Origin of the sequence: Paraburkholderia ferrariae NBRC 106233, assembly GCF_000685035.1 — a bacterium.
GTDB lineage: Bacteria > Pseudomonadota > Gammaproteobacteria > Burkholderiales > Burkholderiaceae > Paraburkholderia > Paraburkholderia ferrariae.
On sequence record NZ_BAYB01000019.1, the window covers coordinates 63,776 to 88,232 of the forward strand.

The 24,457-nt window shown below is 66.0% G+C and carries 20 protein-coding genes; 6 read left to right on the forward strand and 14 right to left on the reverse strand.

Features of this window, described 5'->3' with window-relative positions; genetic code table 11:
- Window positions 1-16: 16 nt before the first annotated feature.
- Both oxc and BFE01S_RS20730 read right to left on the reverse strand, forming a co-directional pair.
- Complete coding sequence (gene oxc / locus BFE01S_RS20725; protein WP_028227146.1) at window positions 17-1,762, reverse strand: oxalyl-CoA decarboxylase; 1,746 nt, start codon at window positions 1,760-1,762, stop codon at window positions 17-19.
- Window positions 1,763-2,040: 278 nt separating this feature from the next.
- Entirely contained in the window at window positions 2,041-2,760 is a 720-nt protein-coding gene (locus BFE01S_RS20730; protein ID WP_028227147.1) for a GntR family transcriptional regulator, read from the reverse strand.
- Window positions 2,761-2,997: 237 nt separating this feature from the next.
- Here BFE01S_RS20730 and BFE01S_RS45910 point away from each other — a divergent pair, with 237 nt between their 5' ends.
- Window positions 2,998-3,387, forward strand: a complete 390-nt coding sequence (locus tag BFE01S_RS45910; RefSeq protein WP_042338101.1) for a hypothetical protein — start codon at window positions 2,998-3,000, stop codon at window positions 3,385-3,387.
- Between the two features lie 121 nt (window positions 3,388-3,508).
- On the opposite strand, the gene BFE01S_RS20740 is transcribed toward BFE01S_RS45910, so the two are convergent.
- Complete coding sequence (locus tag BFE01S_RS20740; protein ID WP_084170074.1) at window positions 3,509-5,287, reverse strand: long-chain fatty acid--CoA ligase; 1,779 nt, start codon at window positions 5,285-5,287, stop codon at window positions 3,509-3,511.
- Window positions 5,288-5,391: 104 nt separating this feature from the next.
- Window positions 5,392-6,165 (reverse strand): SDR family oxidoreductase, encoded by a 774-nt coding sequence (locus BFE01S_RS20745; protein WP_028227149.1) that lies wholly within the window; start codon window positions 6,163-6,165, stop codon window positions 5,392-5,394.
- A 530-nt stretch (window positions 6,166-6,695) separates the two neighbouring features.
- On the opposite strand from BFE01S_RS20745, the gene BFE01S_RS20750 reads away from it, so the two are divergent.
- The 5 genes from BFE01S_RS20750 to BFE01S_RS20770 all read left to right on the forward strand — a co-directional run bounded on the left by BFE01S_RS20750 (window position 6,696) and on the right by BFE01S_RS20770 (window position 12,653).
- Entirely contained in the window at window positions 6,696-7,913 is a 1,218-nt protein-coding gene (locus BFE01S_RS20750) for an MFS transporter (RefSeq protein WP_028227150.1), read from the forward strand.
- Window positions 7,914-8,096: 183 nt separating this feature from the next.
- Window positions 8,097-9,875 (forward strand): AMP-binding protein, encoded by a 1,779-nt coding sequence (locus BFE01S_RS20755; RefSeq protein WP_028227151.1) that lies wholly within the window; start codon window positions 8,097-8,099, stop codon window positions 9,873-9,875.
- Window positions 9,876-10,426: 551 nt separating this feature from the next.
- Window positions 10,427-10,912 (forward strand): RNA chaperone Hfq, encoded by a 486-nt coding sequence (gene hfq, locus BFE01S_RS20760; RefSeq protein WP_028227152.1) that lies wholly within the window; start codon window positions 10,427-10,429, stop codon window positions 10,910-10,912.
- Between the two features lie 204 nt (window positions 10,913-11,116).
- The gene (locus tag BFE01S_RS39500; RefSeq protein ID WP_042338103.1) at window positions 11,117-11,296 is read left to right on the forward strand and encodes a hypothetical protein; all 180 of its coding nucleotides are present in this window, start codon (window positions 11,117-11,119) and stop codon (window positions 11,294-11,296) included.
- Between the two features lie 163 nt (window positions 11,297-11,459).
- Window positions 11,460-12,653 carry a low temperature requirement protein A gene (locus tag BFE01S_RS20770; RefSeq protein WP_028227153.1) on the forward strand — a complete coding sequence of 398 codons (1,194 nt, stop codon included), beginning with the start codon at window positions 11,460-11,462 and terminating at the stop codon, window positions 12,651-12,653.
- Between the two features lie 270 nt (window positions 12,654-12,923).
- Here BFE01S_RS20770 and BFE01S_RS20775 read toward each other — a convergent pair whose 3' ends face one another.
- Genes BFE01S_RS20775 through BFE01S_RS20820 form a run of 10 tightly spaced genes read right to left on the reverse strand, consistent with a single transcriptional unit; the run spans window position 12,924 to window position 24,452 of the window.
- Entirely contained in the window at window positions 12,924-13,667 is a 744-nt protein-coding gene (locus BFE01S_RS20775) for a DUF2968 domain-containing protein (protein WP_028227154.1), read from the reverse strand.
- Between the two features lie 50 nt (window positions 13,668-13,717).
- Window positions 13,718-15,109 carry a sigma 54-interacting transcriptional regulator gene (locus BFE01S_RS20780; RefSeq protein WP_028227155.1) on the reverse strand — a complete coding sequence of 464 codons (1,392 nt, stop codon included), beginning with the start codon at window positions 15,107-15,109 and terminating at the stop codon, window positions 13,718-13,720.
- A gap of 9 nt (window positions 15,110-15,118) precedes the next feature.
- Window positions 15,119-16,948 carry a TadG family pilus assembly protein gene (locus BFE01S_RS20785; RefSeq protein ID WP_052420944.1) on the reverse strand — a complete coding sequence of 610 codons (1,830 nt, stop codon included), beginning with the start codon at window positions 16,946-16,948 and terminating at the stop codon, window positions 15,119-15,121.
- Window position 16,949: 1 nt separating this feature from the next.
- Window positions 16,950-17,297: a DUF3613 domain-containing protein gene (locus tag BFE01S_RS39505; RefSeq protein ID WP_042338104.1), complete on the reverse strand. Its 348-nt coding sequence runs from the start codon at window positions 17,295-17,297 to the stop codon at window positions 16,950-16,952.
- 51 nt (window positions 17,298-17,348) lie between these two features.
- Window positions 17,349-18,227, reverse strand: coding sequence for a tetratricopeptide repeat protein (locus BFE01S_RS20795; protein ID WP_028227157.1), 879 nt, complete (start codon window positions 18,225-18,227; stop codon window positions 17,349-17,351).
- Window positions 18,228-18,260: 33 nt separating this feature from the next.
- A complete protein-coding gene (locus tag BFE01S_RS20800; RefSeq protein ID WP_028227158.1) occupies window positions 18,261-19,382 on the reverse strand; it encodes a type II secretion system F family protein in 1,122 nt (373 codons plus the stop codon).
- A complete protein-coding gene (locus BFE01S_RS20805) occupies window positions 19,379-20,458 on the reverse strand; it encodes a type II secretion system F family protein (RefSeq protein WP_028227159.1) in 1,080 nt (359 codons plus the stop codon). The genes BFE01S_RS20800 and BFE01S_RS20805 overlap by 4 nt, the downstream gene beginning before the upstream one ends.
- Window positions 20,451-21,785 carry a CpaF family protein gene (locus BFE01S_RS20810; protein ID WP_028227160.1) on the reverse strand — a complete coding sequence of 445 codons (1,335 nt, stop codon included), beginning with the start codon at window positions 21,783-21,785 and terminating at the stop codon, window positions 20,451-20,453. Before BFE01S_RS20810 ends, BFE01S_RS20805 begins: the two co-directional genes overlap by 8 nt.
- Window positions 21,786-21,788: 3 nt before the next feature.
- Entirely contained in the window at window positions 21,789-23,015 is a 1,227-nt protein-coding gene (locus BFE01S_RS20815; RefSeq protein ID WP_028227161.1) for a P-loop NTPase family protein, read from the reverse strand.
- Window positions 23,016-23,060: 45 nt separating this feature from the next.
- On the reverse strand, window positions 23,061-24,452 hold the full coding sequence (locus BFE01S_RS20820; RefSeq protein ID WP_028227162.1) for a type II and III secretion system protein family protein: 1,392 nt from the start codon (window positions 24,450-24,452) through the stop codon (window positions 23,061-23,063).
- Window positions 24,453-24,457: the final 5 nt, after the last annotated feature.

A 24,457-nucleotide genomic window follows, 5' to 3' on the forward strand; every position in this document is an offset into this window, starting at 1 on the left:
GATTGCTGGACCGAACTTATTTCTTCATGGCCGCGCTTTGCGGATTCAGATTCGTGAGGCGCCCGCTCTCCGTGCCGGCGGCTTCGTCGATGACGGCATTGATGAGCGTGGGCTTGCCCGACGCAATGGCTTCGAGCAGCGCCGCAGTGAGTTCCTCGGGCGTGGTGGCGTGGTGACCGACACCGCCGAACGCCTCCATCATCCGGTCGTAGCGCGCGTTCTTCACGAAGACAGTGGGCGCGACGTCTGCGCCGCCCGTTGGGTTGACGTCGGTGCCGCGATAGACGCCGTTGTTGTTGAACACGATCGTGCACACGGGCAGGTCGTAGCGGCAGATCGTTTCGAGCTCCATGCCGCTGAAGCCGAATGCGCTGTCGCCTTCGATGGCGACCACCTGGGTGCCGCTCGTCACGGCCGCGCCGATGGCGAAGCCCATGCCGATGCCCATGATCCCCCACGTACCCGAGTCGAAGCGCTTGCGAGGCTGGTACATGTCGATGATGCTGCGCGCGTAGTCGAGCGTGTTCGCGCCTTCGTTGACGACGTTGATATCGGGCCGCGTCTTCAGCACGTCGCGAATCGCGCGCAGCGCGCTATGGAAATTCATCGGCGTCGGATTCTTGTCGAGCGTCGCCGCCATCTTTTCCTGGTTCTTGCTCTTGCGCTGGGCGACCGCGTCGAGCCATCCGGCGGGCGGCTGCGGGAAATCGTCGCCGATGCCTTCCAGCAGCGCTTCGACGCACGAACCGATATCGCCGATCAGCGGCGCTTCGATCGCAACGTTGCTGTCGATCTCGGTGGGCGCGATATCGATCTGCACGAACTGCTTGGCCACCGGTGCGCCCCAGGTCTTACCCTTGCCGTGCGAGAGCAGCCAGTTCAGGCGTGCGCCCACCAGCAGCACGGCATCCGACTCGGCCAGCACGAACGAGCGCGCGGCCGAAGCCGATTGCGCATGCGTATCGGGCAGCAAGCCCTTGGCCATCGACATCGGCAGATAAGGAATGCCGCTCTTCTCCACAAGTGCGCGAATGGATGCGTCGGCCTGGGCGTAGGCGGCGCCCTTGCCGAGCAGAATCAGCGGTCGCTTTGCATTCCTCAGTACATCGAGCGCGCGCTTGACGGCTTCGGGCGCCGGAATCTGGCGCGGCGCGGCATCCACCACTTTCACGAGCGACTGCTGGCCCTTGACCGCGTCGATCGTCTGCGCGAGCAGTTTGGCCGGTAGATCGAGATACACACCGCCGGGGCGGCCCGAGACGGCCGCGCGAATCGCCCGCGCCACCCCGATCCCGATGTCCTCGGCGTGCAGCACGCGGTACGCAGCCTTCGCATACGGCTTCGCGGCATTGAGCTGATCCATCTCCTCATAGTCGCCCTGCTGCAGATCGACGATCTCGCGCTCGCTCGACCCGCTGATGAGGATCATCGGGAAGCAATTGGTCGTGGCATTGGCAAGCGCCGTGAGACCGTTGAGAAAGCCCGGCGCGGAAACGGTCAGGCAGATGCCGGGCTTCTTCGTCATATAGCCCGCCACGGCCGCGGCGTTGCCTGCGTTCTGCTCGTGGCGAAAGCCAATGAAGCGCATGCCCTCGGCCTGCGCAAGACGGGCGAGATCGGTGATGGGGATACCGACCAGCCCGAAGATCGTGTCGATATCGTTGAGTTTCAGCGCGTCGATGACGAGATGAAAACCGTCTGTCGTTTGCTGCGCTTCGGGCGCCGGGCTGTTTTGCGCCTCGTTGATGCCTGCTTCTGCCATGACGTCTCCTCTTTGGCGGGGCGTTACGTGAGTCGTGATATACAATATTTCACACACAATATTAGTCAAGATGTTTTTCGACAGCATTTGTGTGCTTCGTTATGCGAACTGCCGCTGTCCTTGCCAGGCGGCGCAGCGGCGCATCGAGACCACCGCACACCACCTCATTTATTACGCAGTCCATACAAATTATCCAGGCACCGCGAATATCGATTCATACCGGAAAATTATGGATACCTATCTTTCATGCCTGCACGGCACAGCCTGCATTCGCACAATCAGTCCAGAAAATCGCAGTTCGCCTCCACAAACAGCGCAAGATCGATCGAGTGCTGGCGCACGAGTTGCTCGACACGCTCCGTGTCGCGCTGCTCCAGCGCTTCGATAATGCGCATGTGATCGACAATGGAGCGCGAAGCGCGGTCGCTCTGCGCGATCGTCATGCGCCGGATCGCACGCACATGCATGAAGATGTTCTTGAGGGTGTCCACGATGATCGGCGACTTCGACAGTTCCACCAGCGACTGGTGGAACATGATGTTGGCCTCCGAATACTCCTCGATATGGTCCGACGGCGTGGTGTCGCCGAAGTCCGAGAACATGCGGCGCAGGCGGGCAATGTCGTCGTCGGTGGCCCGCTGGGTCGCAAGCCGGGCAGCAATGCTTTCGAGTGCGGCCCACATATAGATCATCTCGACGATTTCCTTGCGCGTTTTGCGCAGGATATACACGCCGCGCCGCGGCACCGTGCGTAGAAACCCCTCCTGCTCAAGCAGCGTCATGGCCTCGCGCACCGGCGTGCGGCTCACGCCCAGTTTCTCGGTCAACTCCTTCTCGTCCAGACGGATCTCGTCGCGCGAGCGGTAGATGTCGGTCTGCGCAATCGCCTGCTTGAGCCTCGCGTACGCCTGGTCGCGCAGAGACACGGCGGCGTTGATCGGTTCGAGCGCAAAGGCCAGCGGGAGGGCTTCGGCATCGGCTTGTCTATCGGCGGACATCGGTCGCTTGTCTCCAACGTTTGTTTGACCGGCTCTACAAACATTCCACATGTCACATACAATATATCAGCGAAAGCGACGTAGCTATGGGGGGTTTACGCGCAGTCCGGCGGCAGCCCCACCCATCCGCTTCAATAGATAAGCAATGGTGAATACAAATCAGAAAAAACTTTAACTATCGTTTATTCATCCGCACTTCTACGCTTGGTTCACGCCATCGCCATTCAGGAGACTGCCATGAGCCAATCGTCCACCCTCCGGCATGCTGCCGAACACGACCGCCACCTGGAAGCGCACCTGAGCGCATTCAACGCAGCGTTCGCGGAACTGGGCTTGAGGTTTCGCTGGGACATGCAAACGCTCTATTCGCTCGCGGCAATCGAGGGCGAGCGCGCACGCATCTCCGCCTATATCGATGTACACCACCCGCATCTGCTCAAGGCCTACAGCAGCGAGTTCCTGTGCGAGGCGATTCTCGCGCTCAAGCACGCGCGCTTGCCCGGCGACTGGCTCGCAGGGCGCGTGGCATCGCAGGGGACGACGAGAGAGACGCCGGCCATGCAGGCCGGCTGGGAAGGCGGCTGGCAAGATACGGGCGCGGGTCTGCCCGCGCTCTCGGGCGCCTGAGAAAGACGCCGCGCTTTTGCGCAATCGATCAGGATGACGATGTATTGGCCGCCCCTGCGCCGTCAAGCGCAAGAGCCGCCCTATCCTGACGAAACGCAGCGAGAGGCAAACGCGCCGGCGCTCAGCCGCGCTGCGCGTTTGCCTCGTCTTCCTGGAGCTTGCGCCACAGGATCTTGCCGCTGCCCGACTTGGGCAGCGTCTCGACGAATTGCACCACGCGCGGCGCCTTGTAGGCCGCCATGTTGTCGTGTGCCCACGCGATGATGTCGTCCTCGCTCACGGCGCCCACCTGCCTGGGGTCGAGCACCACACAGGCCTTCACCGTCTCGCCGCGCCGCGCGTCCTGCGTGCCGATCACGCACACCTCCTTGATGGCGGGATGGCGGTACATCAGCGCCTCGACTTCGGCCGGCCAGATTTTATAGCCCGACGCATTGATCATGCGTTTCAGGCGGTCGGTGATGAAGTAGTAGCCCTCCGCGTCGCGCCGCACGAGGTCGCCCGTGCGCAGAAACCGCTTGCCGTCGCGCTCGATGAACGCGTCGCGCGTGGCTTCCGGATTGCGCCAGTAACCCTGCATCACCTGCGGTGCATGCATGATGAGTTCACCCGATGCACCGTCCGGCACCTCCTCCAGCGTGATCGGGTCGATCACGCGCGAGTCCACGTCGAACACCGGAATGCCCAGGCACTGCGGCTTCGGACGCTGCGGAGGATTGATGTGCGTGCCCGCCATGGTCTCGGACATGCCATAGCCTTCGACGAACTCGAGGCCCGTCAAGTCGTGCAGCTTCTTCACGACGGCATCGGGCATGGTCGCGCCGCCCCCGCGCATCCACGCGAGGCTCGACAGGTCGTATTCGCCGATGCGCGGATTCGAAATGAAGTCCACCACCATCGTCGAGATCGCCTGCCAGCCGTTGACGCGATAGTGCTCGATCGCGCGCGCAGCGGCATCGCGATCCCAGCGCGGCAGCACCACGATGGTCGAACCGTTATAGAGCGGGCTGTTCATGCCGCCCTGCATGCCGGTGACGTGGAAGAACGGCAACACGGAAAGCTGAACGGCATCCTGATTGCTGCCGAACCAGTTGCACCCGCCCACCGCGGTGCTCATTACGCTGCGGTGCGTGTGCATGCAGCCTTTGGGCTTGCCGGTCGTGCCCGAGGTATAGGGCATCACGCAAAGATCGTCGGAGCCCGCGGTGAGCGGCCCGGGCGGCACGCGCAGCGCCAGCGCATCGGCCCAGTGCACGACGCCCGGCCCGGCCACGTAGCGCGGCGCGCCGACGAATTCGGGCACGGGCGACGACGGTTCGCCCTTTACGTAATCGCCATAAGTGGCGACGATCAGCCGCTGCAGGCCCGGCGCCGCATTGCTTGCCGGCCCCTCGCTCACATGCGGCGCGATGCGCGCGTACAGCTCCTGCGCGACGAATGCGGTCGTCGCCCCGCTGTCCTCCACGTAATGCGCGAGCTCCTCGGTCATGTTCATCGGATTGACCGGCACCACCATGGCGTTCGCGCGCAGGATCGCGTAGTACGCGATGACCCACTGCGGGCTGTTCTGCATATAGAGCAGCACGCGGTCGCCCGCCTTCACGCCGCAGTGCTGCTGGAGATAGCCGGCCATGCGCTCGGCCTCGTCCTTGAACTGCGCGAACGTGACAAGCGTGTCGTAGAAGACGATGTAGGGTTTGTCGGGAAAGCGGGCCGCCGAGACCTCGGCGTTATAGAACAGGTTCGTGGCCGGAATCGTGAGGTGGGGCGAAAGATGCGGGGGCCAGTGCGGCGAAGGCAGATTCGGTCTCGCGAGGGATGCGCCGGCCTCGGCCGACGTTTGGGAAGCAGAGTGAGAGGCAGGCTGTGAAGCAGGTTGCGGCTGAACTGACGTGGGCATGGCAGGTTCTGTCTCGTTGAATGTGCGCCGCTCATCGCGCGCACGTTAGGCAATCGGCACGCGCGCCGCGAAGCCTGCGGCGCGTGCGGAACACGAGGCAAGCGTCAGACGACGCTCGCGCCGCCGTCGACGGCCAGATACTGGCCCGTGATGTGGCGGCCTGCCGCGCTCGCGAGGAGCACGACGGCGCCCTTGAGGTCGTCGTCGTCGCCGAGGCGCCTGAGCGGCGTGTGGTCGATAACCGTCTGGCCCAGCTTGTCGAGCAGTCCGGCCGACATCTTCGAGGGGAAGAAGCCCGGGCAGATCGCATTCACGTTGATGCCGTACTTGCCCCACTCCGCGGCAAGCGCGCGCGTGAAGTTGATGGCCGCGGCCTTCGAGGTGTTGTACGCAATGGTCTGCATGGGCCCGAGCGTCCCCTTGAGACCCGCGATCGAGGCCACGTTGATGATCTTGCCGCTCCGGCGCGGAATCATGCTGCGCTTGCCCACTTCGCGCGCGAGGAAAAACGGCGCGTTGACGTTCAGGTTCATGACCTTGTGCCACGCCTCGTCGGGATAATCTTCCGCGGGCGCGCCCCACGTGGCGCCCGCGTTATTCACGAGGATGTCGATCTTGCCGCAGGCCGCGAGCGTTTCATCGACGAGCGGCGCGACGGACTCCGCGCGCTGCAGGTCGGTAACGACGGTCATCGCCTCGATCCCGAGACCCTGGAGGTGGCGCTGCGCCTGCGCCAGTTCATCCGCCTTGCGGGCCGTGACGACGACGCGGCACCCCATCTCGCCCAGCGCCTCGGCCATCTGCAACCCGAGCCCGCGCGAGCCGCCCGTGATGAGCGCCACCTGCCCGCCCAGTTCGAACATGTCCCTTACCTGCATGCTTGATGTCTCCTGTGTCTCGCGGCCGGCGCGGGGCGCGGCCATGGGGGTCCGGAGGGGCCGGCCTCGCCGGCTCTCCGACATTGGCGACCGATTCTAGCCATGCGTCTGCGCGAGGTAAATAAGGAAAAGCACGGTCGTTCACAACAAATTCAGCGCGCATCGGAAGGCGGACAAAGAAACCGCGACCACACCGCCCAGCAGAAAATCGGAAATGGCTGGCCGAAGCCATGCTGAGCAGGGGTGATCCGCACGGTATCGACAGCGCACTCGACTGGCTTTCCTGCTAACCGCCACACCGCTCCCCACACAAGCATTCATTTAATTTACTTTTAAATTACGTTTAAATTTCATTCGAAAAAATCGGAAAAAATCGGCCAGGGATTAGCCCGAAGTTGATGTCCGCATTCATGCAATTGTTTAATCCCGGGCGTACACTCCCGGCAAGTCCGTTGCGCGGGGCGTCGCGGGCTGCACGAGACACCGCCGCTCTAGACGGCACCGTAAAGCCATACCAGGAGAACAATCACATGAGCTGGACGCGGGAACAGAGAAACGTCACGATCGCCGCCTATCTGGGTTGGACGCTCGACGCGTTCGATTTCTTTCTGACGGTTTTCGTCCTGAAAGACATTGCCCACGAATTCAATACCAGGATTCCCGAAGTCGCCTTCGCCATTACGCTCACGCTGGCCATGCGCCCGCTCGGCGCGCTGATCTTCGGCCGCCTCGCCGACAAGTTCGGCCGCCGGCCCACGCTGATGATCAACATCGCGTGCTACTCGCTGTTCGAACTGCTCACGGGCTTCTCGCCCAACCTCATGACGTTCCTCGTGCTGCGCTCGCTCTTCGGCATCGCGATGGGCGGCGAATGGGGCGTGGGCTCCGCCCTCACGATGGAAACCATTCCGCCCAAGGCGCGCGGCGCGGTGTCGGGCCTGCTGCAGGCCGGCTACCCGAGCGGCTTCCTGCTTGCCTCCATCGTGTTCGGCGTGCTCTACGAACATGTGGGCTGGCGCGGCATGTTCTTCGTCGGCGTGCTGCCGGCGCTGCTCGTACTCTACGTGCGTGCCAACGTGCCCGAATCGCCTGCGTTCAAGGAGATGAAACAGCGTGCGCGCCCGAGCCTGCTCGCCACGCTCAAGCATAATTTCGCACTGTCGATCTATGCGATCGTGCTGATGACGTGCTTCAACTTCTTCTCGCACGGCACCCAGGATCTGTACCCGACCTTCCTGCGCGAACAGCATCACTTCGATCCGCATACGGTCTCGCTCATCACCATCGTGCTGAATATCGGTGCGATCGTGGGCGGGCTCTTCTTCGGCTCGATGTCGGAAAAGATCGGCCGCCGCAAGGCCATCTGCATCGCCGCGCTGCTCGCGCTGCCGGTGCTGCCGCTGTGGGCGTTCTCGAGCGGGCCGCTGCTGCTCGCGCTCGGCGCGTTCCTCATGCAGATTTCCGTGCAGGGCGCGTGGGGTGTGATCCCCGTGCATCTGAACGAGATCTCGCCCGACGAAATCCGCGCAACCTTCCCGGGCCTCGTCTATCAACTCGGCAATCTGTTCGCTTCGGTCAACGCCACGCTGCAATCGTCGTTCGCCGTCACGCACGACAACAACTACGCGCTGGCGATGGCCGTCGTCGCCGGCACCGTGGCCGTGCTGATCGCCATCCTGATCCTCTTCAGCCGCGAGCGCCGCGGCATCGACATGACGCAGTCGGCCAAACAGGTGTCGAGCGCCTGATCGCATACGGCGGCATCGCCATGCCGCCCTGCAGCACCACACGAAACCGCGCCGGGTCCTGCCCGGCGCGGTTTTTCTTTTGCGCGGTCCACACCGATTGCCCTTGCCCGTTTACCGGCAAGCTTCCTTGCCGCGCCGCGCCGTGGCACGATTCAAGCTATAACGAAAGCCCGGAGGGACCTCATGACCGACACGCCCCGTTCGCCCGCGAACGCCGACGCCGCTGCACTCACGCCCGCCCGCGAAGCCACGGCGCCGGACACCGACGGCGTCTGGTACGCGTCTTATCCTGCCGACGTGCCGCGCGAGGTGGACACTCGCCAGTTCACCTCGCTCGCCCAGTTCTTCGATCAATGCACGGCCCGCTTCGCCGAACGCGTGGCCTACGTGAGCGCAGGCTCGCCCATGACCTACGCCGCGCTCGCGCGCAAGGCCACGGCGTTCGCCTCGTGGCTGCAGGAGGTCGGCGTGAAGCCGGGCGAGCGCGTGGCGATCATGCTGCCCAATACGCTGCAGTACCCGGTGGCGCTCTTCGGCGCGCTCAAGGCGGGGGCCGTCGTGGTCAACGTGAACCCGCTCTACACGGTGCGCGAACTCGCGCATCAGTTGAAGGACAGCGGCGCCGAAACGATCGTCGTGTTCGAGAACTTCGCAAAAACGCTGGAAGATGCGTTGCCCGGCACGCGCGTGAAGCAGATCGTGGTGACGGGGCTCGGCGATCTGCTGGGCGAAGGCCTCAATCTCAAGGGCCGCTTCATCAACTTCATGCTGCGGCACGTGAAAAAGCTCGTGCCCGCTTACCGTCTCCCGCAAGCCGTGCCGATGCTGAAGGCGCTCGAAGCCGGCGCGCGGCGGCCGTTCGCGCCCGTGAACCTCAAGCTCGACGACCTCGCCTTCCTGCAATACACGGGCGGCACCACGGGCGTCGCCAAGGGCGCGATGCTCACGCACGGCAACATGGTGGCGAACCTGCTGCAGGCCAAGGCATGGACCGCCGGCCAGCTCGACGCCGACCAGGAAACGGTCCTCACCCCGCTGCCGCTCTATCACATCTATTCGCTCACCGTGAACGCGATGATCTTCATGGCGCTCGGCGGGCGCAATATCCTCATTGCGAATCCGCGCGACGTGAAGCGCGTGATGAAGACGATCCGCCACGAACGCTTTAGCTGCATGTCGGCCGTCAACACGCTCTACAACGCGTTTCTCGAGAACGAGACGTTCCGCCAGCGCGACTTCTCGGGCCTCAAGCTCGCGATGGCGGGCGGCATGGCCACGCAGAAGGCCGTGGCCGAGCGCTTCAAGGCGGTCACGGGAAAACCCATCGTCGAAGGCTACGGCCTCACGGAATGCTCGCCCATCGTGACGATGAATCCCGTCGATCTCGGCCATCTTCAGGACTTCGAAGGACTGGTCGGCCTGCCTGCGCCCTCCACGCTCGTGCGCTTTCGCAAGGACGACGGCACGTGGGCCAACGTTGGCGAAGCGGGCGAGCTCTGCGTGAAAGGACCGCAAGTCATGCGCGGCTACTGGATGCGGCCCGACGAAACCGCGAAGGTGCTCGACGCAGACGGCTGGCTCGCGACAGGCGACATCGGCATGATGGATCCGCAGGGCTACATTCGGCTCATCGACCGCAAGAAGGACATGATCCTCGTCTCCGGTTTCAACGTGTACCCGAACGAGATCGAGGACGTGCTCGCCGCCCATCCGGGCGTACGCGAAGTGGCGGCGATCGGCGTGCCCGATCCGGTGCAGGGCGAGCGCGTCAAGGTCTTCGTGGTGAAGCGCGATCCCGCGCTCACCGAAGAAGCGCTGATCCAGTTCTGCCGCCAGCAGTTGACGGGCTACAAGGTGCCGCGCCTCGTCGAGTTCCGCGACACGCTCCCGCAATCGAATATCGGCAAGATCCTGCGCCGCGAACTGCGCGACGAAGAGATCGGGAAGCAGGCGGCGGGCTAACGTTCGCTGCCGCCACGGCTCGCGCAGACCGGGGACGAGACCCGGCATGGGCGCGGCATCGGCACGGAATCGGCACGGCACAGCGCCTGCCATGCCGACACTTCTGCGCACGACAGGCAGCGACTCATTCCCGCGATGTGACCCAGCGCACGGAAATAATGGGGTACGCAACGCGACAATCGATCCCGACCCGAGGCTCGTGCCCGAGCCTCGGCTGTCAATTGCGTTGATGGACGAGAATCGGGCGCACGCTCGCCGCCGCTTTGCACTACTCTGTGAAATCAGGCGCGTGAAATGCAGCGCATTGTCACAGTGCGGGCCCGCGCGTCGTGTATCTTAGGGTGGCGCACCGCGCACGCCGCACAGGGTTCACCGGTCCAGGATCGCCACGATGAACAACCGCTTGCAATCTGCCAACGCCGCGCCGAGCCGGTATAGTGCTGCTGTAGCGTGTGTTCACGCACGCGCGCCTCGCCGACACAGGGTAGAATCCCGTCGAGCAAACGTTTCCAATTGAATGCGGCATTGAGCCGCCAGGTCAAATTTCGTCCATGCCTTCCGCAGAATCGCATCCGCAAAACGACTTCATGAACGCCGCGCGCAAGGAACGCAAGCGCGTCGAAATCTATCTGGTCAATGGCATTCGCCTGACCGGATGCATCGAGTCGTTCGATCAGTATCTGGTGATGCTGCGCACGCCCGTAGGCTTGCAGGGCATCTACAAGCGGGCCATCTCTACGATCCAGCTCGACACCGGCACGCGTCCGGGTCCGCGCCCGGCGCGCCCCGCGCACGGCGGCGAGCACACGAGCCGCGGGCCGCACGGCAGCCACGGCGGCCATGGCCCCCGCGAGCCGAGAGAACCACGCGAGCCCCGCGAACCGAGGGAGCCGCGCGAGTCGTGGTCGGCGCCCTCGCCGACGGGCGAGCGCCCTTCGTCGCAGGACGGCCCGGTGGTCGTCACGCGCCGCCGCCGGCTCTACGGCTCCATCAATAACGGCGGCAACAACGGCGGCGAAGGTTCGGGCAACAGCTAACCGCTGATTCCCGCCCCCGGGTCGGTCCGCGCATCGACCCACGTTTTCCCCCGCATCCCGTCGGATGCCGGCCCCTTCCCGGCCGGCATCCGACGCGCCCTGCACCCGGCGAAGCGGGCCGCGGCGCGCCGCGACCCGGATACGTTCATGGATTAGCCCGTTGCGATATGCTGACACGCATGATCCCCGCCACGGAGCCCAGACATGAGCGCATCGAAGCCCAAAGCCCCCACGCCCCCGCAGCAAGACCCGCTCGACGAAGCGCTCGAGGAAACCTTCCCGGCCAGCGACCCCATCGCCATCGAACCTGAGCCCGATCCCGAGTCCGGCAAGCACAAGCACGGCGACGACGGCAAGAAAAAGCATCACGGCGGCAAGCACTGATTGCTGGAGGCGCGCCGTCGAAAGCGACCGGCAGACGGCGCCGCCTGCCCGGAACGTACGGCCACCGTGCGCCGCGCGTTACACGCCCCGTTCCGGGCACCAACCCGGTGCGGGCCTCGCGCCCGCGCCCCGTCCACCCTCCTGACTGCTGACATCGGCCCGCATGAGCGCGAACCTCAACGCCCACTTCCTGCGCGAGCGCGACGGCACGCACGCCGCCGTGACTTACGTCGAACTGTTCTTCGACCTCATCTACGCCTTCGCCGTCACGCAGCTCTCTCACCGGCTCGTACACGATCTCTCGCTGGCCGGCGCCATCCAGACGCTAATTCTGTGGTTCGCGGTCTGGCTCGGCTGGCAGTACACCTGCTGGGTCACGAACTGGTTCGATCCCGAGCGCATCCCCGTGAGGCTGCTGCTGTTCGCGGTCATGCTGGTCGGCATGGTGATGGCGGCGAGCCTGCCGCTCGCGTTCGACACACGCGGCCTCATGTTCGCCGTGTGCTATGTGGTGCTGCAGCTCGGGCGCAGTCTCGTGGTGCTCGCCTTCCTCGGTTCGCGCCATGCGCTTACCGCGAATTTTCGCCGCATCGCCGGCTGGCTCGCCATTTCGGGGGGTCTCTGGATCGCCGGCGGCTTCGCCAGCGGCAGCACGCGGCTCGCCTGGTGGAGCGCCGCCGTGCTGTGCGAGTATCTTTCGCCGATGTTCGGCTTCCCGCTGCCCGGGCTGGGCCGCTCGACGGGCGCCGACTGGCGCAGCGCCGAAGGCGGCCATATCGCCGAGCGCTGCCAGGCGTTCGTCATCCTCGCGCTGGGCGAATCGGTGGTGATGACGGGCAGCACCTTCTCGGATCTCGGTGCGTGGAGCCTGCCCACGGCCATTGCGTTCGCGGTGTGCTTTGCGGGCAGCATCGCCATGTGGTGGGTCTATTTCGACACGAGCAGCCGCGCGGGCAGCCGGGCGATCGAGGAATCGGCGGAACCGGGGTTGATGGCCGCGGCATTCCATTACATCCATGTCGTGCTGATTGCCGGCATGATCGCGGCCGCCGCCGGCGACGACCTCGTCATCCTGCATCCCGCCACGCGGGTAGGCGCCACCGAGGCGTGGCTGCTGGTTGGCGGCCCGGCACTCTACGTGGTCGGCAACGGGCTCTACAAGCGCGTGGTCTACGGCTGGTTTCCGCTCTCGCACTGGATCGGGCTTGCGCTCTTCGCGCTGACGGTGCCCCTGGCCCTGCACACCGACCTCCTCATGACCGGCACGCTGACCACGGGCGTGATGATCGCGGTGGCGGTCTGGGAGAGCGTGTCGCGGCGCAGCGCCAGACAGGCCGAGCCGTTGAGCGTGCCCTGAAAGCAAGAGAAGGGGGGCATTCCGGTCGCGGCCGGCTGGAACACCCGGCCACCAAAACAACAACGGCGCCCCATCGAGGAGCGCCGTAGCGGATACGACCCAGGTACGAACCCGGGAAAACACAGGAGAAGAGGCGGGGTAGAAGAAACCAGGGCGGCGTGCCGGAGGCACCCACCCTATCCTTTGGCCCTGCCCTGCAACCTCAAGCCGCTGCATGCCGCGGCGGATCAAGGCCGAGGCGGCTTATCGCACTTATTGCGCTTATCGCGCTTATTGCGCCGGCAAGCCGCCTTCCACCTGGTGCTGCAGTTCGCGCACCTGACGCTGCAGTTCGCGCAGTTGGTCCTGAGCCGCCGTCTTCTGGGCCTGCAGCGCATTCGCCTGGTCGCGCGTCTGCTTCTGCTGGTCGGCCACGAGCGCCTGCTGCTGGCGTGCCACGGCAAGGTCCGCCTGCAGGCGGTTCGCGTGATCCTGGGTCAAGGCGATGATGCGGTCGGTAAAGGCCTTCTGGGCCTCCAGCCGGATCCGGCGGATCTCGACCTCGGACAGCTGCTGGGTCTTCAGCGCGAAGTCCCGGTAGATGGCCTCGGCGCGCGTCTCGTCAGTGGTCTTGATGACGCGCCAGAACGTCTTGTTCTGGAACAGCGCGACGTAATAGGTCATCTCCTTGCCGTAGAACAGCAGACTCGCGCCGTACGTGCCGTTGTAGGTCGTGCGCAGCTCGTTGAGATCCGAACCGCGGATCATCTGCTGCAACTCGGCCACATTGCCCGCCGCGTTCTGCTGCGCCTCATCAGGCGTTAGCGCAATCGTTTGGCTGGCCGCCCCGGCTTGAGCCGGCTGCGCTGCGGCAGTGGCCGGCAACGCCTCGGATGCAGCCGTCGCCGCCTGCACCGCCGGCTGGGCGGCCGTGCCGGCGTCCTGCGGCAACGCCTGGGCGCAACCTGACTCGATACCCCCGAACAGCACCATGACTGCCAGTGCCGCTTGTCGAACTCTCCACTTGTAGTCCATGTAGTTCCTGCTTTGAACAGTTTTCTAGTTTTGGCAAAACCGGCTAATTATTACTCACTTTCCCGGGTTTCGGGTTCCTCGTCGAAAATTTGGTACTTGCGTATCTTCTCCCACAACACCTTGCGGCTGATGCCTAGAAATTGCGCCGTATCCTTGCGCCGCCAGCCGTTCTGGTCCAGCGCCGCCAGCAGGCGGCTGCGCTCGGCCATGTCCCACTTGCTGCGATCGACCACGGGCTGCGCCGCCGACTCGGCGGGCGCCGGCTGGGCGCCGCCCGAACCCGCAAGGAGCCGGCGCAGGCGCGGCGCGTCCCAGCTGCCGGTCTGGCGCACGGTCACGCCGATCCGCTCGGCCAGGTTGCGCAGCTCGCGCACGTTCCCCGGAAAGCGCATGGCCGCCACCGAATCGGCCAGCCAGTATGGCAGATCGGGGAGCCCCGCCAGCCGCTCCTCGCCCACCACCAGCGAAACGAACGCCTTGAAGAGCGCGATCTTGTCCACCGGGCCGCGGTCTTCGAGCGACGGCACCGTCAGCTCGATCACGGCGAGCCGGTAGTAGAGGTCGGCGCGGAACGTGCCCTCCTTCACGAGGTTCGGCAGGTTCCGGTTGGTGGCCGCGACGAGCCGGAACTCGACCTTCACCGGCGTGGCCGAGCCGATGCGCGTGACGGTGCCGTCTTCCAGCACGCGCAGCAGCTTGACCTGCTGGTAGAGCGGCAGGTCGCCGATTTCGTCGAGAAAGAGCGTGCCGCCGTCGGCCTGCTCGAAGTAGCCCTTGTGGGCGACCGCCGCACCCGTGAACGAGCCCTTGGCGTGGCCGAAAAAGAGCGACTCGAAGAGGCCGTCGGGAATCGCGCCGCAGTTCACGGCGACGAACGGCCCCTCGCCGCAGCGGCTGTGCTTGCGGTGCAGCAGCTCGGCCACGCGCTCCTTGCCAGTGCCGGTTTCGCCGTGCACGAGCACGCTCGTGTCGCAGTCGGCGAAGGTTTCGATCTCCTTGAGCAGCGCGTGCATCGATTCCGATTCGGCGACGAGCACGTCGGCCCCCGCCGCCTGCGCCGAATGCGCACGGAGCTGGATCACGAGCTTCGAGACGAGGCCGCGCAGTTCGGCGCAGGTGAAGTCGAGCGGCAGGACGTGCGAGTACTCCGAGGGGTACATGGCCGGGTCGTTGTCGCGCGGCGCGGCGCCCACCCAGATCACGGGCATGCCGTGCGTGGCCTGCCAGTCGCGCAGCACGAGCGCGCCCGTGTCGATCACGCTCACGCTGACCACGGCGATGGAGGCGCGCGCGGCGAGGCGCTGCGACGAGAGAGTGACGTCGTCGGCACGGATCACGTCGACGTCGAGACTCGCCATGCAGCGTGCAACACGCTCGACGATGTCGGCTTTGCCTTCCCAGACGTAGAGGTCGAGTTCCTCAATGGGGGTGGTGGTTCGCATCGTGGGGCTCTATTGGACGATTTGTGCGACGCCGCAGCTCAGGGGGAAATCGGTGATGTTGGCGACGCCGGGCTGGACGCCGAGAAGCTGGAGCAGAGGACCGAGAAGAACGGTATCGATGGCCGAAAGCAGCGGCGAAAGAACGGGGAAAATCAGGCCGCCCACGGCGCTACCGAGATTGAGATTGAGGTTCAGCCCGAGCAGGCTGGCGTCGATCGAAAGCCCGTTTCCGCTGTTGAGCTGCGTCGACATGGTGGACAACGCGGTGCCCAGCGCATCGCCCACGTTCGTGCTGACACTCGCGCCCGACGAATCGTACTGGGTGTTGCCAAGCAGATTGCCGTTGCCGTCGAAGGTGAGTTCGTTGTGCGCCTGCCCGCTCTGCCCGTTCATGAGCGGCACCCAGAGGTTCGCGTCGATCTGGACGCTGCCTACGACCGGAACCGAAAGCATTGCAATCGGTGCAGGGTTGCTTCCATTGCATTGATTGTTTGCAATCTGATACGCCGTAGCGGGCGGAGCACCAAGGCACAGGTTGGCAATCCCCGTCTGCACGCCGACGACCGAACTGCTTTGCGCGGCAGTGGCCGCGCATTGTGCGGATTTGAGCCACGCTGTTGCCGGAGCCGCCTCGACATAGAGCGGCACATTGACGCTAGCCAATCCCAGGACGGATAGCCCGAGACTGAGCTGCACCGTCACCTGTGCGTTATGCGTATAAGTCAGCCATTGCGAGGGTTGGTTCGGATTGAGTCCCGCCTCGCCGATGGCAATGGACGGCGGCGAAAGCACGTTGACGGACAACTCGGCGCTGGTCGGCAGCAGCGAACTCACCACCGGCAAATTGGCAAGACTCAGATTGACCTGAACCGGCGATTTGCCCTGTTGCGCAATTTCCGCCGCCACCGTCAACGCCTGCAACGCATTGAGCGAAACATTCGCGGCCGATTCCGCATCGGCAAGCCCCACCGAGAGCAGCCCCGCCGCCGACCCCGTCTGCCCGACCGGAATCTGCACGTTGCTGAGCGCACTCGCCGAAACGATCGCCTGCAACCCCGCGATACTCGCGGCCACGTCGGTCGAAACCACGCTTCCACCGCTTTGCAGCGCGTTAATCATGAGCTGCGCGAGGCCGCTCACGCTCACGTTGGTATTGAGCAGCCCTTTGACCGTGCCGGCGCTCGTCGCCACGGCGGCGAGCTGGCCGAGGGTGATATTGGCGTTGGCAATGCCATTCCACGACACGAGGCTCAGATTGACGCTCGTACCCAGCAGCGAGCTGAGAAGCCCATTGAGCAGATTGACCTGAGCCAGCGATGTCGCAAGCGAGAACGAGCCGATCACGGTCGCCTTGGCCGTGGAAGTCGCCTGCACGGTCCGCGCCGGGCCCAGGAAGAAGTACGGCACGAGTTTCGACACGGTGACGATCACGCCATTGAGCGGCGTCTCGCCATTCGGCACGAACGTCATGCCCCCCGCGCTGCCGCTCGAACCCCAGCGCCCGCACGTCACGGCAAGCGTGTTCGTGGACGACACCGTGAATCCGTTGCTCGCGGCATTGGCCGTGGCCGTGGCGAGCGGTTGCTGGCACTGGTTGTCCATCTGCTGCACGGCGGCGAGCGCGGCGAGATCCGCGACGTTCTGCATCGAGCGCCGCACGAGATAGAGGTTGGCGATGTCGAGCACGCCGAGGGCCGCGACCGCAACGAGAAGCGCAATGGCCGCAATCGTCGCGACCGAACCGCGCGCACGGGAGCGCGCCGGCGCAATCGAACGCCGCGGCAGCCGATGGGGCGCGTGTGCGCCGGTCCTGCCCGTGCGTGGCTCGCGCGGCTTCATGTCAGTTGGAGCCCGCCGAAGCCGTCGAGCTGCCCTGGCTCTGCCCGCTGCTGCCTGAATCGACCGAGGAGCCGAACGATGCCGGAATCACGGTATCGAACGATTTCAGGTAGCGCTTCCACGCATAGCCCGCCTCGGCGCCCAGCATGGGCAACGCGGGGGCGGCCTGCACGTTGCTGCGCTGAAGATCGAGCCATGCCAGGGTCGTATGACCGATCTCGCTATTCGGCACGGCTTCGCTCGCCTGCGCATGCGCAAGCGGCGCAAACGCCGCGGACAACGCGAGCCAGAGGCTGGCCTGCATGACGAGCCGGATACCGCGGCCTCGATTTTCGTTGGTCTTGTTCATCCCCGTCTCTCCCTTGTTGCATCTGCCCCGTGTATCGGCTCGTCGAACGCTTCATTGCGCGAAGCGTTCGACGAGCCGCGGCTGCGCCTCGCCGCCCGGCCAGCCCGCCTGCGCATTCGCCACGGCCGCCGCCGGCGCCGGCACAGCCGCACTCGCCAGTGCCGCACGCGTATGCTCGATGGCGCGAGCATGCCGTGCCGCCTCGACGTTCTGCGCGTCGTGCTCGACAGCCGCGCGCGCCTCGGGCAAAAGCCCCTGCTCCGTCATCAAGGCCTGCGCGCTCGTCTTGTCGCCGCTCGCGACGAGATACAGCGCAACATTGGCGGCGATCTTCGGATTGTGCGCATCGAGCTCGACGGCCTTCAGAAGCGGCACGCGCGCCGCCGTCACGTCGCCCTCGCGCAGCAGCGCATAGCCGAGATCCGAGAGCATCGTGGCGTCGGTGGGTTCGAGCTGCGAGGCCTCGCCAAGCTCGGCGGCGGCCTTGTGAAAATCGCCCGACGCGCCCGCGAGCAAGCCCAGCCCGCGATGCCCGCGCGCCGCGAGCGGCGTATCGAGCAACTGTGCATAGGCACTGCTGGCGGCAGCGGCCTGGCCCGTCGCACGCAGCGCGTCGGCGCGCAGCACGATCGAATCCGGGCTCGCGCCGTACTGATGTTCGTAGGCGTCGATATGGGCGAGCGAGGCGTAATAGAGTCCCTCGGCCTGCATGCGCTGGATGAGGCCCAGGTACATGCCCGGTGTGTCGGGTGCGGGGTCGCGGGTCGCGTCGCGCATCTGCATTTCGGCCTGGGCCTGCGGTCCCACGCCATAGCCCTGCTCTTTCGATGCGCAGCCTGCCAGCCCCGCGAGCGCCATGATCGCTACGAGCGACGTAGCGGCAAGCGTGGAGCGGGCGGCAGTTGCCGGGCGCACGACGATGTGATTCATGATGTCCCCATGAGCGCAATACATGACCGGCCGTCAACGGTGCATGGTGGTCAGCGCGTGAACCACGGCAATCATGCCGGGCCCCGCCGTCACGATCAGCAACGCGGGCAAAAGCGTGAGCACCATCACGCCGGTCATCTTGACCGTCAACCGGCCGATCCGCTCGCGCAGCGCGGCACGCCGCACCTCGCGCAAGCGCTCGCCGAATTGCTTGAGCGGTTCCTGGACCGCGCCGCCGTGACGGTCCACCTGCACGATCAGGCGCACCACGGCGCGCAGATCCTCGTTTTCGTAGATCGACGCCATACGTTGCAGCGACTGCTCGCGCGTACGCCCCGCCACGAACTGGCGCTGCGCGATTTCCATCTCGCCCGCGAGCACGGGCAGCACGCGGCGGAATTCGTTGACCATGACCTGCAGGCTCTGGTCGAGCGAGAGCCCCACGCCCTGAAGCAAACGGAGCAAATCGACGAACATCGGCAGTTCGTTGGCCACCGACTCGCGCCGTGCACTCGCGCGCCGCGCGAGCCAGAGCTTGGGCAGCATGAGCCCCACGATTGCCGCCGCGCCCGTATAAGCGACCAGATGGCTGCCCGGTGCGCGCACGGCGGCGCACCACCCCACCAGCAACGCGAGCGCCGCCGCGCAGACGATGCGTGCAACAAGAAAGAGTCCGCGCGAGCGCGCATCGACATAGCCGCACCGGTCCAGAATGCGGCGGTCTTCTTCCGCGACGAGAACGCGTCCCACCGGCGTGTCGAGCCAGCGCGCGCCCGCTTCGGCAAATCGTTCGACAAAACCCTTGAACCCCATTGCGCGCACCGGCGGCGGCATGCCGGCCCCGCGACCCGGCGCATCGGCAGAGGGCCCCGGAGTACCGCCGGCACCTAACGCGCCTGCCGCCAAGGTGCTACCCACGCCCGCGCCCATGCTTTGGCCCGCGGCCGCGGGCATAGCACCCGGCGCTGCTCGCCCCGGCGCCGCGGCGCGCGCATCGGCCGCCACGGCCTCGGCTCCATAACTCGCGAAGCGCTGCTCGAGCGTGCGCGCGCTACGCCGCGCGGCGGTAATGCGCGAGAGCAACTGCGCCCCCAGCAACGCGAAGCCGAGCGCGGCCAGCAGCAACGCGAGCACCCCGAGGCGGGCGGCACTCATAGCGACCCCCTGAGCCGCGTGAGCCGGTACAGCAGATACGCGCCCACCGCCTGCAGCGCGAACGCGCCATACACGAGGTGGCGGCCGCCGTCGTCGTTCCACATCGAGGCGAAGTAGCGCGGGTTGATCACAATGAGAAAACCGCCGATGCCGATCGGCAGCAGCGCGAGCACCCAGGCGGAAAAGCGCGTTTCCGCCGACATCGCCACGAGTTCGCGCTGCGCCTGGTCGAGGTCGCGCATGAAGGTCGCCATGCGTTCGAGCATCACGTCCGCGCGGCCGCCGTAGCGCACCGAAAGGCGCAGCACCGCGCCCACCAGGTCGAGTTCGTTCGCGTGATAGACCTGTGAGACCTGATGCAGCGCGCGGTCGATCTCCACGCCCGTGCGCAGCATGCGCGATACGCGTTCGAGACATTCGCGCAGTGGCGCTTCCGTGGTCAGCAGCGCGGCCTGGAACGCCGCCGGCACGCTGTTGCCGAGCACCACGAGACGCACGATGCCGTCCAGGAACGACGGCAACTGCGCGACGAGCCTCGCACGGCGGCGCTGCATGCGCCACGACAGCGCGAATGCGATAAAGGCGGCGGCCACCACCAGCGCCGCAAGCGCCGCCACGGCGCCGCCCACGATGCCGGCCCACAGGCACAGCGCGAGCGTGACGAAGGCAATCGCCATGGCGGGCTTGCGTGCGTCGGCAATCCCGGCACGGCTCATTGCATGCTCGTAGGCAGTGGTGATGCGCGCCTGCCAGGTGTTCGGATCCGCCGCCGCGCGGCTCGCTGCCTGCGGGCGCGTTGCGCGCGCCGCGCCCGCGGCATCGGAGCCGCGGGCAGCGTCCGCGGTGCGGGTGCCGGATGCCGCCTCGCCTTTCGTACTGCTGCCCGCCGTGTCGGCCGTGGCCACGTCGAATCGCTGCGGCACGACCGCGCCATAGCCCGCGGCCGCCACGCGCCGTTCGACGAACAGCGTCACGCGTTCGCGCGCGGCGCGCGTCTGCGCGCGGTGCCAGAGCATGAGCCCCGCAGCCGCGAACAGCAGCGCGAGCGCCGCGACGATCGCGAACGCGCTAGACATTGAAGCCCCCATCGCGCCCGCTCATCCCGAAGGACGACGCGCTGATGGCCTGGCGAAAGCGCGCGAGCTTGGGCGAATGCGGATGGATGCCGAGCGAATCCCAGCGGTCGATCTCCTCGCCCTCGGGCGTCGTGACCGGCTCGTAGCGGTACAGTTCCTGGGTGGCGATGATGTTGTCGGCCAGACCCGTTACTTCGGTTACCGAAAGAATTCTTCGGCGGCCGTTCGAGAGGCGCCCGATCTGGACGATGAAGTCGACGGCATTCGCAATCTGCCGGCGCAGGCTCGATTCCGTACCCTGAAAGCCCGCAAACCCCGCGAGCATTTCCAGCCGGTACAAACATTCGCGCGGCGAACTGGCGTGCACCGTGGCCATCGATCCGTCGTGGCCGGTGTTCATCGCCTGCAGCATTTCCAGCACTTCGCCGCCGCGCACTTCGCCCACGATAATGCGGTCCGGGCGCATCCGCAGCGTATTGCGCAGCAGGTCGCGGATCGTCACCACGCCCGCGCCGTCGAAACCGCCGGGCCGGCTTTCGAGCCGCACCACGTGCGGGTGGTTCAGCGAGAGTTCGGCGGTGTCCTCGATCGTCACCACGCGCTCCACGTCGGGGATGTAAAACGCCAGCGCGTTCAGCAGCGAAGTCTTGCCGGAGCTCGTACCGCCCGACACCAGAATATTGCAACGGGCCTGCACGGCTGCTTCGAAGAGCGCGCCGATCTCCACGCCGAAGGTGCCGTTGTGCAGCAGGTCGTCGGGGCGCAGCGGGTCTTTGCGGAATTTACGGATCGAGACGATCGGGCCCGCGAGCGACAGCGGCTCGATCACCACGTTGATGCGGCCGCCGTCGGGCAGGCGCGCATCGACCATCGGGTTCGACTCGTCGAGGCGCCGGCCGATCGGCGCGAGAATGCGGCGCACGATGCGCAGCAGGTGCGCGTTGTCCGAGAAGCGCACCGGAATCTTCGCGAGTATGCCGTGGCGCGAGACGTACACGTCGCTGTAGCCGTTGACGAGGATGTCCTCTACCGCGGGATCGGCAAGCAGGTCCTCGATCGGCCCGAAGCCCGCCAGCTCCTTCGTCAGCGCCTCGGCAATGCTGCGCACCTCGCTCTCGTTGATCGGGATGTGGCGCAGCCGCACGAAGCTGTCCATTTCCAGATCGACGAACTGGTTGATCGCGTGGCGCGACCAGCGTCCGAACTCGGCGCCCAGCTCTTCGATACGCGTGAGCAGATGCTCGTGGGCCGCGTTCTTGATGTCCTGGAACTGCTGGCTCTGCGCGAACAGGGGGGCGTCGTCGGCAAACTCGATGTTATCCGCCATGATCTACGACCGCTTCGTTGAGTGTGGGAGAAAACGCCGGAGCGACTCGAGCTTCTTCTGCGCGCGCGGGCGCTGGCCGTCGAGCTGCGCGGCCAGCACCTCGAGCGCACGGACATAGGGGTCGCGCGGCGCGGCATCGGCGAGCAGCTTGCCGCGGTTCGCCGCCTGGCACAGCGCCACCCGGCGTGCCGGCAACACTCCCGCAAGTTCAATGCCAAGCCGCGAAGCGATCTGCGCGGCCGAAAGATCCAGTTCCGCTTCGAACTGATTGAGCACGAGCCGCACATGGGCGAGATCCACGCCGCCGTCGCGCAACGCGTCGAGCTGGCGCGCCGCCGAGACGATCGAACCGACGCTCTGGTCGCACACGAGCCAGGTCTCGTCCGCGGCCTGCACGACATGCGCGACGAACTCCGCGTTCGTGAAGCCACCCAGATCGACGAGCTGCTGGTCGAAGAAGCCGCGCAGCCGCGTGAGCAGCGCGGCGGCCGCCTGATACGAGACTTCGCGCAGCGCACCGAGATCGGCCGGCAACGTGGTGAGCGCAAGACCGCTTTCGTGGCGCGCGAGCGCCGTGTGCACGAAGGTCTGGTCGAAGCGGCGCAGATTGCGCACGGCATCGACGAACGAAAAACCGTTGCCCGCGTTCAGCAGCAACGCACCGTCGCCCGCCGGCAGGCCGAGATCCAGCAGCGCCGTGTGACGGTTGAGCGCACTGCCCTTTTGCGCGAGCAGCGCGCCAAGGCTCGCGGCCAGCGTCGTCACGCCCATGCCCACGCGCGCGCCCAGCAGTACCGTGAGGTGCCCGTGACGGCTCACCGGTTCGACGCGATTGTCGAGCACCTGGCGCACGATGCGCAGGGCATCGTCGGCGTCGCCGGCCACGTCGACGAAGTCGCGCACGCCGGCGCGCAGCGCTGCCAGCGCGCTTTCGGGTTCCGCGAGCGTGCCCACCGCAATCACCTGCAGACCCGGAAACGCCGCATGCGCGGCCGCCGCCACGGCGCTCGCCGCGGCGCCGCGGCCTTCGGAAAAGTCCACCAGCAGGAGCGATGGCGTATGCAGCGCGATCCGCTGCGTGACCTGCGCCGGATCGAGCGCCACGGCGTCCACCTTGCCGGTCGCGCCGAGCGCGCGGACGATCCAGCCTGCGTGCGCCTCGCTCGGCGAGGCGAACACGAAGGAATCCGCGGCCTTCTGCTCAGTCTGCAAGTGCGCTCTCGCGTTCATGACGGCTCTCCTTGTACTTCTGCTCCGTGTACGCCCGACGTGCGTTCACGGCGAAAATCCGGGCACGGGATCGCGCGAAGCGGCGCCGCCCAGCAGCGTGCGCCACACCGGCGCATCGCGTTGTTCGGACTGCTCACCAGGCGTGGCGGGCAGCGTTGCGTTCTTCGCCAGCGGCGACACCAGATGCGGCGTCACGATGATCACGAGTTCCTTGTCGTTCTGCTGATACGACAACTGCTTGAAGAACGTGCCGATCACGGGCAGATCGCCCAGCACCGGCACCTTGTTCACGTTCGATGCCGTCTCGCGGTCGATCAGGCCACCGATCACGAAGCTCTCGCCGTCGCCCAGTTCGACCGTGGTCTCCGCGCGGCGCGTGGTGATCGCGGGCACCGACACGCCGCTGACCGTCACGGCGTTCGTGTAGTCGAGCTGGCTCGCCTCGGGCGCGACCTTCAGCGCGATGCGCTGCGGCGACAGCACCGTGGGCGTGAGCGAAAGCCCGATACCGTAGGGCTTGTATTCGATCGACGTCGAGCCGAGCGCCTGCGGCACCGGCACCGGAATTTCGCCGCCTGCGAGAAAGCTCGCGCTCTGCCCCGAGAGCGCCACGAGCGTCGGCTCGGCCAGCACGCGCGCGAGGTTGTTCGTCTCCATCAGGCTCAAGTCGGCGAAGAGCCCGTGCGACGCCGAAGAGAACACGAGGTTGAACGCCGACGAAATCGGCGTGATGCCCGTGAGTGCATTGGCCGCCGCGGCGTTGTTCGTGCCCGAAGACAGCGAAGTGGGCCCGAACGAACCGAACGAAAAGCCGTTGTTCTGCCGGAAGAAGTTAAAGCCGATCTGCTTCATCACCGACCGGCTGAACTCCACCACCCGCACGTCCACCTGCACCACGGCCCGCACATCGACGCTCGACGTATCGAGCACGCTGCTCTCCTTCGCGTCCTTGCCGAGCGAGCTTTCGGCCGCCACCACGGCGCGCTGGTGCGACTCCATCGTCGCCGCATCGCCGGTGATGACCGCCGTGCCGCCCGCCACGCTCACCTGCGGCGTACCCGCGCCGAGCAACGTGCGCGCCGCCGTCGAAACCACGTTGACCGTGATCGTGCGCGATACGCCGCCGCCGTCCCACATCATCACGTTCGTCGTTCCCGCCGCCTTGCCGACCAGCAGCACGCCGCCGCGCCGGTCGCCGCGCACGATCAGCACGTCCGCGATCGACGGGTCGCCCACGGCGAGACGTTTGAGCGCGCCCGTTACCGGCAGCGTGCGCTGTTCGCCCACGGCAAGATCGATGGTCTGCGGCAGCGGCACCGTCGACCCTTCGCTCGTGGGCGGTGCAGCGCGCGCGGGCACGGCGGCGAGCGTGAGCGTGAGAAGCCCGGCGCACGCGGATGCCGCGAGGGCCGCTACGACTATCCTCGTTTTCGTCATGTTGT

Excerpts from the sequence above, each read along its gene's own strand:
- BFE01S_RS20810 (WP_028227160.1), bottom strand. The coding sequence starts at position 21,785 with ATGGCGGATAACATCGAGTTTGCCGACGACGCCCCCCTGTTCGCGCAG.
- BFE01S_RS20820 (WP_028227162.1), bottom strand. The coding sequence starts at position 24,452 with ATGACGAAAACGAGGATAGTCGTAGCGGCCCTCGCGGCATCCGCGTGC.
- BFE01S_RS20815 (WP_028227161.1), bottom strand. The coding sequence starts at position 23,015 with ATGAACGCGAGAGCGCACTTGCAGACTGAGCAGAAGGCCGCGGATTCC.
- oxc (WP_028227146.1), bottom strand. The coding sequence starts at position 1,762 with ATGGCAGAAGCAGGCATCAACGAGGCGCAAAACAGCCCGGCGCCCGAA.
- BFE01S_RS20730 (WP_028227147.1), bottom strand. The coding sequence starts at position 2,760 with ATGTCCGCCGATAGACAAGCCGATGCCGAAGCCCTCCCGCTGGCCTTT.
- BFE01S_RS20775 (WP_028227154.1), bottom strand. The coding sequence starts at position 13,667 with ATGGACTACAAGTGGAGAGTTCGACAAGCGGCACTGGCAGTCATGGTG.
- BFE01S_RS20770 (WP_028227153.1), top strand. The coding sequence starts at position 11,460 with ATGAGCGCGAACCTCAACGCCCACTTCCTGCGCGAGCGCGACGGCACG.
- BFE01S_RS20745 (WP_028227149.1), bottom strand. The coding sequence starts at position 6,165 with ATGCAGGTAAGGGACATGTTCGAACTGGGCGGGCAGGTGGCGCTCATC.
- BFE01S_RS20795 (WP_028227157.1), bottom strand. The coding sequence starts at position 18,227 with ATGAATCACATCGTCGTGCGCCCGGCAACTGCCGCCCGCTCCACGCTT.
- BFE01S_RS20805 (WP_028227159.1), bottom strand. The coding sequence starts at position 20,458 with ATGTCTAGCGCGTTCGCGATCGTCGCGGCGCTCGCGCTGCTGTTCGCG.
- BFE01S_RS20755 (WP_028227151.1), top strand. The coding sequence starts at position 8,097 with ATGACCGACACGCCCCGTTCGCCCGCGAACGCCGACGCCGCTGCACTC.
- BFE01S_RS20800 (WP_028227158.1), bottom strand. The coding sequence starts at position 19,382 with ATGAGTGCCGCCCGCCTCGGGGTGCTCGCGTTGCTGCTGGCCGCGCTC.
- BFE01S_RS20785 (WP_052420944.1), bottom strand. The coding sequence starts at position 16,948 with ATGAAGCCGCGCGAGCCACGCACGGGCAGGACCGGCGCACACGCGCCC.
- BFE01S_RS39505 (WP_042338104.1), bottom strand. The coding sequence starts at position 17,297 with ATGAACAAGACCAACGAAAATCGAGGCCGCGGTATCCGGCTCGTCATG.
- BFE01S_RS20750 (WP_028227150.1), top strand. The coding sequence starts at position 6,696 with ATGAGCTGGACGCGGGAACAGAGAAACGTCACGATCGCCGCCTATCTG.
- BFE01S_RS39500 (WP_042338103.1), top strand. The coding sequence starts at position 11,117 with ATGAGCGCATCGAAGCCCAAAGCCCCCACGCCCCCGCAGCAAGACCCG.
- BFE01S_RS20740 (WP_084170074.1), bottom strand. The coding sequence starts at position 5,287 with ATGCCCACGTCAGTTCAGCCGCAACCTGCTTCACAGCCTGCCTCTCAC.
- hfq (WP_028227152.1), top strand. The coding sequence starts at position 10,427 with ATGCCTTCCGCAGAATCGCATCCGCAAAACGACTTCATGAACGCCGCG.
- BFE01S_RS45910 (WP_042338101.1), top strand. The coding sequence starts at position 2,998 with ATGAGCCAATCGTCCACCCTCCGGCATGCTGCCGAACACGACCGCCAC.
- BFE01S_RS20780 (WP_028227155.1), bottom strand. The coding sequence starts at position 15,109 with ATGCGAACCACCACCCCCATTGAGGAACTCGACCTCTACGTCTGGGAA.